The 1,399-nt window shown below is 52.3% G+C and carries 1 protein-coding gene; it reads left to right on the top strand.

The features are described from left to right. Positions 1–63: 63 nt before the first annotated feature. Positions 64–1,211, top strand: a protein-coding gene (locus BFP93_RS02070; RefSeq protein WP_122582746.1) for an IS3 family transposase whose coding sequence is annotated in 2 segments (ribosomal slippage) — positions 64–319 and positions 319–1,211 — 1,149 coding nt in all. Because the reading frame shifts where the segments join, the coding sequence is not laid out codon by codon here. Positions 1,212–1,399: the final 188 nt, after the last annotated feature.

The following is a 1,399-nucleotide window of genomic DNA, read 5'->3' as shown; positions in this document are numbered from 1 at the left end:
TGAGCTGGTCTAATAGTCCCGGACACCTCAATAGGTGAAACTACACCTATTGAGGAGTATTCCATGACCAAGAAGTACAGAAAATTCGACGCCGCTTTCAAGCTAAGAGTCTGCAAGATGATTGTTGACCAAGGCCTGAGCGTGAACTCCGTTTGTACCGATTTAGACTTGAGTGACACTGCCGTGCGCCGCTGGGTCCAGCAGTACCAAGCCGAGCAGTTAGGTGGTACAGGGATTGGTAAACCGTTAACCAGCGAGCAACAGCGTATTCGTCAGCTTGAGCAGCAGATCCGCGAGCTGAAGACTGACAACGATATATTAAAAAAAGCTACGGCCTTCTTTGCCCGCGAATTGAAGTGATCCACCAATTGGTTCACCAAATGCAATGCAAGGCCTACCCGGTAATACGTATCTGCCGGGTTTTGCGGATCAGCCGTTCGGGGTTCTATGAAGCTCGTCAGCGGTCTTTTAAGCCAAAAGCTGTCTGTCCGGTTGCAGCTCAGGTCAAAGCTACGTTCATGACCAATGAGCACTGTTATGGCAGTCGTCGGGTGATGAAAGCACTGCGTAGCGATGGCGTATCCATTGGGCGGCACAAGGTCCGTCGGCTGATGAAACAACAGGATTTACGCCCGATCTGGAAGCGCAAGTTCGTTCATACCACCAACAGTAATCATAATTTCCCGGTAGCTGAGAACCTGCTCAACCGCCAGTTTAACCCCGAGCAGATCAACCAATCATGGGTTGCTGACATCACTTATATTCGCACTCGAAGCGGCTGGCTGTACTTGGCGGCTGTCATGGATTTGTATTCACGCAAGATCGTAGGCTGGTCCATGGCTCCGCATATGCGCGCAGAGTTGGTGTGCAGTGCTATGCAACTAGCCATCACACAGAGGCAGCCTAAACCGGGTCTGATCGCGCACTCAGATCGGGGCAGCCAGTATGCAGGCGCTACTTACCAAGCCATGCTGACACGACATGGCTTGCGCTGCAGCATGAGCCGCAAGGGCAACTGCTGGGACAACGCAGTCATGGAACGTTTCTTCTTGAACCTGAAGATGGAGCGTGTTTGGAGGAAGGACTATGCCAATCATGATGAAGCAATCAGGGACGTCACGGATTACATTGTGCGGTTCTACAATGAACGACGAATGCATTCATCGTTAGACTATTTGCCGCCCAATCAGTACGAGCGGCAAACAGCCTGAAAACACCGATTGAGGTGTCCGGAAAAAGTTGACCACCTCACAGGGCCGACCAGGATTTTGTGTCGATCCTGGTCCAAATGTGGGAGGGGGCTTCCCCCCGATGGCGGCCTCTGGGCCGACCAGGATGTTGGATCAGATCGAGTACATATCCGTTTCTGCGGTAACGGCCACTTAGGGTTCCGCCCTGA

The sequence above is a fragment of the Pseudomonas sp. 44 R 15 genome (genome assembly GCF_900004965.1).
Taxonomy (GTDB): Bacteria; Pseudomonadota; Gammaproteobacteria; order Pseudomonadales; family Pseudomonadaceae; genus Aquipseudomonas; species Aquipseudomonas orientalis_A.
Note: the sequence above shows the minus strand (reverse complement) of the source record. Positions and strands in the feature narration are given on the sequence as shown.